This is a genomic window from Borrelia persica No12, assembly GCF_000500045.1.
Lineage (GTDB): Bacteria > Spirochaetota > Spirochaetia > Borreliales > Borreliaceae > Borrelia > Borrelia persica.
Genome location: NZ_AYOT01000123.1, coordinates 1 through 336 on the forward strand (window position 1 = coordinate 1; position 336 = coordinate 336).

At 26.8% G+C, this 336-nt stretch carries 1 pseudogene; it reads right to left on the minus strand.

Going from position 1 to position 336, the window contains the following annotated elements:
* Window positions 1-303: pseudogene (locus U881_RS12620) on the minus strand (ERF family protein); the annotation flags it as partial.
* Between the last annotated feature and the right edge of the window lie 33 nt (window positions 304-336).

The following is a 336-nucleotide window of genomic DNA, read 5'->3' on the forward strand; positions in this document are numbered from 1 at the left end:
TTTAAACAAAAACTGTAATTCTTTTTCTCGAGATAAACATCCAAATAATCTCAGTGGACTATCTTTATATTTATCACTTTCTAAGGCTAAGAATGCATCAAGCTGATCAAATTTCGTTATCGCATTCTTATCCTTCATAAAAAATTCTTTTACCAAATCACTCCAATAATTCACATTCTTTAATTCTTCTCGTTTATTAAAATATTCTAACAATTTACTATCATCTCCCAAACAAATATTTTGTAAATACAAATCAATTTCTTCTATACTACTAAATGGTTTTTCATGCAAAAGTTCATGCATATTACGTGATGCTAATAATAACCGTTCATAACA